The 7,829-nt window shown below is 57.6% G+C and carries 9 protein-coding genes; all 9 read left to right on the forward strand.

Annotation, left to right across the window (positions count from 1 at the left end; genetic code table 11):
* Positions 1-446: TerD family protein (locus tag AC1DNW_RS35120; RefSeq protein ID WP_477855730.1), on the forward strand; the 446-nt coding region annotated here is incomplete at its 5' end.
* A 57-nt stretch (positions 447-503) separates the two neighbouring features.
* Entirely contained in the window at positions 504-1,733 is a 1,230-nt protein-coding gene (locus AC1DNW_RS35125) for a TerD family protein (protein WP_477855744.1), read from the forward strand.
* A 13-nt stretch (positions 1,734-1,746) separates the two neighbouring features.
* The gene (locus AC1DNW_RS35130; protein WP_477855731.1) at positions 1,747-2,205 is read left to right on the forward strand and encodes a tellurite resistance TerB family protein; all 459 of its coding nucleotides are present in this window, start codon (positions 1,747-1,749) and stop codon (positions 2,203-2,205) included.
* A gap of 81 nt (positions 2,206-2,286) precedes the next feature.
* Complete coding sequence (locus AC1DNW_RS35135; RefSeq protein ID WP_113309432.1) at positions 2,287-2,862, forward strand: TerD family protein; 576 nt, start codon at positions 2,287-2,289, stop codon at positions 2,860-2,862.
* Positions 2,863-2,913: 51 nt separating this feature from the next.
* The gene (locus AC1DNW_RS35140; RefSeq protein WP_477855734.1) at positions 2,914-3,498 is read left to right on the forward strand and encodes a TerD family protein; all 585 of its coding nucleotides are present in this window, start codon (positions 2,914-2,916) and stop codon (positions 3,496-3,498) included.
* A gap of 97 nt (positions 3,499-3,595) precedes the next feature.
* Positions 3,596-4,231, forward strand: coding sequence for a hypothetical protein (locus AC1DNW_RS35145; RefSeq protein ID WP_477855736.1), 636 nt, complete (start codon positions 3,596-3,598; stop codon positions 4,229-4,231).
* A gap of 111 nt (positions 4,232-4,342) precedes the next feature.
* Positions 4,343-5,467 (forward strand): phosphoribosyltransferase domain-containing protein, encoded by a 1,125-nt coding sequence (locus AC1DNW_RS35150; protein WP_477855738.1) that lies wholly within the window; start codon positions 4,343-4,345, stop codon positions 5,465-5,467.
* 44 nt (positions 5,468-5,511) lie between these two features.
* Positions 5,512-6,621: a cysteine protease StiP domain-containing protein gene (locus AC1DNW_RS35155; protein ID WP_477855740.1), complete on the forward strand. Its 1,110-nt coding sequence runs from the start codon at positions 5,512-5,514 to the stop codon at positions 6,619-6,621.
* Positions 6,618-7,571: an HpcH/HpaI aldolase/citrate lyase family protein gene (locus tag AC1DNW_RS35160; protein ID WP_477855742.1), complete on the forward strand. Its 954-nt coding sequence runs from the start codon at positions 6,618-6,620 to the stop codon at positions 7,569-7,571. The genes AC1DNW_RS35155 and AC1DNW_RS35160 overlap by 4 nt, the downstream gene beginning before the upstream one ends.
* Positions 7,572-7,829 lie beyond the last annotated feature (258 nt).

The following is a 7,829-nucleotide window of genomic DNA, read 5'->3' on the forward strand; positions in this document are numbered from 1 at the left end:
GTAGTATCGATCTCGACGCCTCGGTCATCCTAGTGGATTCGGGAAAGCGCGTCCTCGACAACGTCTGGTTTCAGCAATTGAAGTCGAAGGACGGTTCGATCATCCACAGCGGCGACAACCTGACCGGCGATGGAGACGGCGATGACGAAGTCGTCCGTGTGGATCTTGCGAAAGTTCCTGCCGAGGTCGCCCATCTGGTCGTAACGGTCAATTCTTATCGTGGCCAGACCTTCGACGAGGTCGACAACGCTTTCTGCCGCCTGGTGGACGAATCCACGAAGAAAGAAATCTGCAAGTTCGAACTTCGCGAAAAGGGCCGCAACTCCGGCTTTGTGATGGCGGTTGTCAGCCGCGATGGCAACGGCTGGAACGTCAAGGCACTCGGCGCTCCAGCGAATGGCCGCACGGTACAGGATCTCGTCACCCCGGCGCTAGGCCTCATCTGAGGCCGGCAATGAACTGAACTGGGCGAAACGGGGCGGGGGAAAATGACAGCACTGACAATGGGGGGTAACGCCCCCCTTCCGGGCGAGGATTTCGAGATTTCGGTGAACTGGAAGCTGAAGACAGCGGCGATCGACGAGATCGACGTGTCGGCCTTCATTCTCACCGCCACGGGGAAGGTCGCCAGTGATGACGACATGATCTTCTATGGTCAGCGCGCTGACAAGGCGGGTGCTGTGAGGATGACGGAGACCAACCGGACCGCACCAGGCGGCACCAACGGGGCAAGCTTCGAAATAGATCTGCGGAAGATGCCGCAGAGCGCTGAGAAACTCGCCGTCACGGGGACCATTGGCGACGCGCAGAAAAAGCGCGTCTCCTTCTCCGACGTCGCTACGCTCGTCGTGTCGGTCATACGCGGCGGCGTCAAGGCGCTTACCTTCGAGGTTCCCGTAACGGGAATGTCGGAAGCCGCCCTTGTCCTCGGCGAATTGTACAAGCGTAATGGCCAGTGGAAATTCCGTGCGGTCGGGCAGGGATACAATGGCGGCCTCAAGCCGCTGGCCGAGAGCATGGGGGTGAAAATCGACGACGATCCCGCGCCTTCGAGGACCTCGACACCCGCGCCGCCGTCTGTTCCCGCGGTCCCACCAAAGCCGACCGCGGCTCCCATCAGCCTGTCCAAGGTAACGTTGACCAAGGCTTCTCCCAAGGTCAGCCTTGCCAAGAAAGGCGCGTCCTTCGGCGAGATCAAGATCAACCTGAACTGGAACAAGCGCACCAAAGGCGGTGGAGGCGTCCTCAGCGGGCTTTTGGGCGGCGGCAACAAAGGCATTGACCTCGACCTCGGGTGCCTCTTTGAGTTGAAAAATGGTTTCAAAGGGGCCGTTCAGGCGCTTGGCAAGAATTTCGGGAGCCTGGATCAGGCACCGTTCATCAAACTGATGGCCGATGACCGCACGGGGGCGAGCACTGACGGCGAGTGGATGCGCATCAACGGATCGCAGTGGAATGATATCCACCGCATTATGATCTACACAATGATCTACGATGGTGTGGCAAACTGGACGGAGACGGATGGCACCGTCACTGTATACGTACCGGACAACGCGCCGATCGAGATTAAACTCGACGAAGGCGCGAATGACAGGAGAACATGCGCGATTGTTCTGCTCGAGAACGTGGGCGGGGAAATCAGCGTGAAGCGAGAGGTCCAATACTTCCGCGACACGCAGGATGTGGACAAAACATACGGCTGGGGTCTGCGCTGGCAGGCCGGCTCGAAGTAAAGGATCAGGAACAATGGTACTCGACTGGTTGAAAGCTAACACAGCCGCCGCAAAATCCGCCATCATGACGGAGGTGGGCAAATTCAAGAACGCAAAATTCCTCGAAGGCGTTATCGCGGCGTCTGCGAAGATGGCATACGCCGACGGGATGGTCGATCCTAAGGAAAAGCAGAAAATGATGGGTATCGTTCAGAACTCGGACGTCCTATCCGTCTTCAAGGTCGAGGACGTCATCGCGATGTGGAAGAAGTGGGCGGCGAAATACGATAACGACAAGGATTTCGCTGACATGGAGGCGCTTTCCGCGGTTGGCAAAAACCGCGATGACGAGAACGCAGCGCGGACGCTGGTTCGGGTGGCGATCATCGTTGCCAACTCGGACGGCAACTTCGATAAGAACGAAATCCACGCAGCCATCGACATCTGCAAAGAACTCCGTCTCGATCCGGCCGACTTCAATCTCGCCGTATGAAATGCGCCCGAACAGGGCGATGGCACCACTGTGCGGAATACCGGTAGTCAAACGCAACCAACCGAAAGGTCAGGTAAAGCAATGGTAAGCTTGTCCAAGGGGGGCAACGTCTCTCTTTCGAAACTCGATCCGAACCTCAAGAAGGTCCTCGTCGGCCTCGGCTGGGATCCGCGCAATACGGACGGAGCGGAGTTTGACCTCGACGCGTCCATCTTCCTCCTGACCAAGGCAGGCAAGGTTCGAGGCGATTCCGATTTCATCTTCTACAACAACCTCAAGGCCCCCGACGGCTCGGTCGAACACACCGGGGACAACCGCTCGGGGCAGGGCGATGGCGACGACGAGGCCGTCAAGGTCAATCTTTCCCTGGTTCATGCCGACGTGGACAAGATCGTCTTCGTGGTGACCATCCACGACGCACAAAACCGCCGCCAGAACTTTGGCCAGGTAGCCGGCGCATTCATCCGCGTCGTCAACGACGAGACGGGTTCGGAAATCGCCCGCTACGACCTGTCGGAAGACGCTTCCACGGAGACCGCGATGCTCTTCGGCGAACTGTACCGCAACGGTTCGGAATGGAAGTTCCGTGCTGTAGGTCAGGGCTATGCCGGCGGTCTCGCCGCAGTCTGCGCCCAGTACGGCATCAGCGCTTCCTGAGCATCCTAGCGGATAACTTAGCACCAACCCTATAACCAGAAGGAAACACACGTGCCAGTATCTCTCTCCAAGGGCGGTAACGTCTCTCTCTCCAAGGAAGCACCGGGCCTCAAGAGCCTTCTCGTTGGCCTCGGCTGGAAGCCGCGCACGACCGACGGCGCTGCCTTCGACCTCGACGTATCGGTCTTCATCGTCGGCGAAAACGGCAAAGTCCGAAGCGACTCCGACTTCGTGTTCTACAACAACAAGATCGGCGACAACGGTGCGGTCGAGCACAAGGGCGACAACCGTACCGGCGAAGGCGAGGGCGACGACGAAGCCGTAGTGATTGACCTCTCCAAAGTTTCGGTCGACGCCAAGCGCMTGATCTTTGCTGTCACCATCCATGAAGCCGAGAGCCGCGGCCAGAACTTCGGTCAGGTTGGCGAAGCCTATATCCGCAGCGTCAACAACACAGGCGCCGCCGAGATCGCCCGCTACGACCTGTCGGAAGACTACTCGACCGAAACCGCTCTGGTGTTTGGTGAAGTATACCGCGGCAGCACTGCTGACGACTGGAAGATGAAGGCCGTGGGCCAAGGCTACGCTGGCGGTCTAGCCTCCCTCGCCAAGGATTTCGGCGTCAACCTCGCCTGATCCGGGGTTGGCTGCCAATAGGAGGGGGGCCACGTGCCCCCCTTCTGCTGTCGGGACGCATGGGGCGTCTCCCGACGTTTCGATCCCGGGGGAATGCATGTCGAGAAGCAGTTACGCAAGCGGGTCGCTCATCAACCTGCTCGTCCATTCAGCCGTCGCTGGCGCGGGGCTCAGTATGGGGCGTGACGTCTACCGCAAGACGCGTAACAACTTCGTCTTCATTGTACTTGCAGCGGTCGCGCTTGCAGGTACGGCATTCGGCATCTGGAACATGTCCCGCGGTCACAACCGGGGTCCGGTCGGGACCGTCTTCATCACCTTCCTCATGAACGCAGTGATCATCGCCGCCAGCTTTGGGCTGTTTATGTTCGCCTTCCTCGGCATAGCGGGCGGAGGGGAAAACTCCCAGGGGCCTTCGGCCACCGCGGTGCTGGTCGCACTCGGTGTGCAGGGTATGCTGGCCGGCGGCGGATTGTTGTTCGGCCTATCGCAGCGACCAAAAAGGCTCAAAGCGATCAAGGTCGATGCCGACAACGAGAACTTCCTGCTGCGGAATGGCTTCCGCGACGTAGGCGGCCGTGAGCAGACCATGCTCGATCCTGAAGGCAATGAACTGGTTCTGGAGGATTTCAGGACGGACGTCATCGTATTTAAGGTGAAGGGCCGCCGTAGCGTCAGGGCAAGAATACGGCTCGACGGCGAGGGTCGGATGATTCAGTACGTCCCCGCCTAATCATTTTGGCAAACATAAAGAACCGCTGCGCAGTGCCACAGATGGGCGAATGCGCCTGAGAAGTCGCGGTCCGGAAGCAGCCAACGAGACACGCAAACAAATGGATTTCCGATGCTTGCCGCAACCACTGAAACTTTGACTGCCGAACTTGATCGTGGAACTATTTCCGCCAAGGTAGAAAGCTATCTCATTCCGGCGCACGAAATGTTCGGGTTCGCGCAGCGCATCAACCCAAAGCGCTCGTTCCTATTCGTTTCCAAAGTCCTCGGCCGACATATTCCCGTCAAGCCGTCCACGATGCGCAGGACCTACAAGCTTCTTGCATCACAGATACCGGGCGACGTCGCAGGGCCAGTAATTTTCATCGGCATGGCAGAAACGGCGGTCGGCCTCGGCGCCGGCGTCCACCAGCAATGGGCGAATGATAACGGTCGGGATGATGGCATCTATATCTCCACGACTCGCCATTCGCTCGGGCTTCCGCTTGTCTGCGAGTTTCGGGAGGAACACAGTCACGCCACGCGCCATTTAATCCACGTTCCAAGCAGTCCAAATGTCCGTCGTCTTCTGGACAACGCGAAGACGCTCGTACTTGTTGATGACGAGGCTTCGACTGGCAAGACTTTCGGCAACCTCTATTCGGCGCTGCCTGAGGCCCTCAAGAAGAACATCACTCGAATTGTTCTCGTTACGCTTACGGACTGGTCGGCTGGGGCAGCGGAACGCTTGATCGACAACGATGTGCAGAATGTGTCGATCCTTACCGGGAGTTATTGGTGGACGCCCAACGACAATGTCGCGCCTGCTCCGGAAGTGCCGAGCCTGCCTCTGCGTGATGGGCCTGTCATCTCTCCGAATCCAGACTTCGACTGGGGACGGATGGGTGTGGACCGTCACTCGATCCGTATCCAAGCACCTTTCGAACCAGAAGGTAGAACTCTTGTCCTCGGTACGGGCGAAAATGTTTGGCAGCCCTTTCTTCTCGCCGAGCATCTTGAGAAGCTGGGTGCTGATGTCCGATATTCTTCGGTGACGCGTTCGCCAATCTCGATCGGGCATGCGATCCGGCGGAAGTTCGCATTCGAGGACAACTACGGCGGTCATGTGCCGAACTACCTCTATAACGTCGATCCTGCGGAATACTCGCGTATCTACCTTTGTTCCGAGACTGAAGAACAGCACATAAGTCCAATTCTCCTCGATGCCCTCAAGAAGCCGTATGTCGTAGTCGGATAGGCAGCTGACGTCGATCTGAAACCGCACCAAGGACACTCCCTGTCATGCCACCCGCCTACAACAAGCCGTTCCCAGGCAGTTACGCCGCCGCGGATGTCCTATTCCTTCTCAAGAAGGTGGTTATGCCCCTGACCGATGTCTCCGAGAAGGAGGCGTGCATACAGTCGGGCCTCCGCCACTATTCTGAGATGATTTCAATCGAACGCTTCCCCGACGAGGGCTATATGCGTCTCTTCGACGAGGCGATGGCCGCTGGCGCGGAGAGGATGGGGATTGAGGTCGTATCGCTAGCGCGCGCAATCAGTGCAGCGGTGGAGGGTCCTATCACGCTTGCTAGTCTCGTGCGTGCAGGGGTTCCGCTTGGCGTGCTCCTCAACAGGGCTCTCAAGGCGCTTGGTCGCGATGTCGTCCACTTTGGCGTATCGATCATCCGAGACAAGGGCATCGACGGAAATGCCATGCGCTATATCCTCGAACGCCGCCCCATCGAAGGGTTGGTCTTCGTCGATGGATGGACGGGAAAGGGAGCGATAACCAACGAACTCGAGCGGAGCTTTAAGGCCTATTCCGATGAGAAGCCGCGACTCGTCGTGCYCGCCGATCCGGCCGGCCGATCCTGGCTCGCAGCTTCGGGAGAGGACTGGCTCATCCCTTCAGGAATACTTGGAAGTACAGTGTCGGGACTTATTAGTCGTTCGATCTTGAGCGCGGATGTCGTTGGGCCGGAAGACTTCCATGCCTGCATGCAGTGGGCTCACCTGGAGCCGCACGATATCTCAAAGAGGTTTGTGGACACCGTTTGGAGACACAGCGAAGTCGCTCTCGAAGCCCAAGCAGCCGGTTCGTTATACCATCCTCCATCGCTTTGGACTGACGCTGACCGCAGCTCTCACAGCGCGAAAGCGAAAGAGGCTGTGGAATTCGTTCGTGCGCGGAACAACGTCACGAACATGAACCGCATTAAGCCGGGCATCGCAGAGGCGACACGGGCAATTCTGCGCCGGGTCCCGGAGATGGTGTTTGTGTCTTCCGAGGACGACAAGGACCTTTCGGCGTTAATGCATCTCATTCGTGAGAAGAGCATTCCCTATACCGTCGCCCCCGAGGCAATTCACCCCTACCGCGCAGTGACGCTAATTCAGCAGGTATTATGATGGCTCTTAAGAATACATCGCCCTATGAATTGGGGGCGACTCTTTACATGCCGATCCTCAAACCGGACGCGCTCGAGTATATCGCAGGGACAAAAGTGCCGAAGTTGCGCTCCATGGTGCTTTGCCTGGAAGACGCACTGCTCGAAAAGGACGTGCTCGAGGGCATGGATATTCTCGAGAAGACACTGATGCGTATCGGTCAAGCTAAAGGCGATAGCACCGAAACACATTTCCCGCTGGTATTTGTCAGGCCGCGGCATCTCGATATGGCAAAACGCATCGCCCAGATGGCGGGAATTCACAATATCGACGGCTTCGTTGCTCCCAAAGTGGTCGCCGGCGACTATGCGAAGTGGGTTGAAGCGGTCCGCCACACCGATCTCTATATCATGCCGACTCTCGAAACAGAGGAGGTGTTTGACCAGTCCGCGATGAAGGATTTGCGCGACGAGTTTCTTGCGGACTCCCCCGAGCGGATCCTTGCATTGCGTGTCGGTGGCAACGACCTCATGTCTTGTCTTGGCCTTAGGCGGGTGGGCAACACTTCCCTCTACGAAGGGCCACTAATCTATGCGGTATCCATGCTGACGTCGGTGATGAAGTCCAAGGGGTTCGACCTCACGGCTCCGGTATTCGAAAACATCGACGACAATGGTGCTGAAGCTACTTTGTTACGGGAGGTGACACGAGATGTCAGCTTTGGGTTTGTAGGCAAGACTGTTATCCACCCAAGCCAGGTGGACATCGTCCAGAACGCCTTTAAGGTCCCTCTGGCCGACTATGAGGCGGCATCGAAGATCCTGGCGATAGACGCTGCTGCCGTGTTCAAATTTGGAGGTTCGATGTGCGAGCCGGCGACACACCGCAGCTGGGCGCAGCGTATCTTATCTCGGGCAAGGGTTTACGGTTTGGTGGGAGGCGAAGCGTCAGCGTCCATCGCCGCAGAATAGCGGTAATGGCTGCAGTTTTTTGCTGCTGGAAATTTGAGGCTGTTTTTAACGGTCACATCGGGCCACTGAGTTTTAGGTTCCATAAGATAGATTATGCGATTTTCATCTGTAAGGGGGTACATTCTATTTCCAAGTGCGACATGCCAATGATTTCAATGGCTTCACTTTGGAGATTTTGGCATGTCCCGATGCTATCAGCAACTATCCCTCGCCGATCGACGGCGGCTTCACCACCTCGTCGCACGCAAGGTGCCGATC

The organism is Rhizobium sp. 05L429 (assembly GCF_056397645.1).

Excerpts from the sequence above, each read along its gene's own strand:
- AC1DNW_RS35125 (WP_477855744.1), top strand. The coding sequence starts at position 504 with ATGGGGGGTAACGCCCCCCTTCCGGGCGAGGATTTCGAGATTTCGGTG.
- AC1DNW_RS35130 (WP_477855731.1), top strand. The coding sequence starts at position 1,747 with ATGGTACTCGACTGGTTGAAAGCTAACACAGCCGCCGCAAAATCCGCC.
- AC1DNW_RS35135 (WP_113309432.1), top strand. The coding sequence starts at position 2,287 with ATGGTAAGCTTGTCCAAGGGGGGCAACGTCTCTCTTTCGAAACTCGAT.
- AC1DNW_RS35145 (WP_477855736.1), top strand. The coding sequence starts at position 3,596 with ATGTCGAGAAGCAGTTACGCAAGCGGGTCGCTCATCAACCTGCTCGTC.
- AC1DNW_RS35150 (WP_477855738.1), top strand. The coding sequence starts at position 4,343 with ATGCTTGCCGCAACCACTGAAACTTTGACTGCCGAACTTGATCGTGGA.
- AC1DNW_RS35160 (WP_477855742.1), top strand. The coding sequence starts at position 6,618 with ATGATGGCTCTTAAGAATACATCGCCCTATGAATTGGGGGCGACTCTT.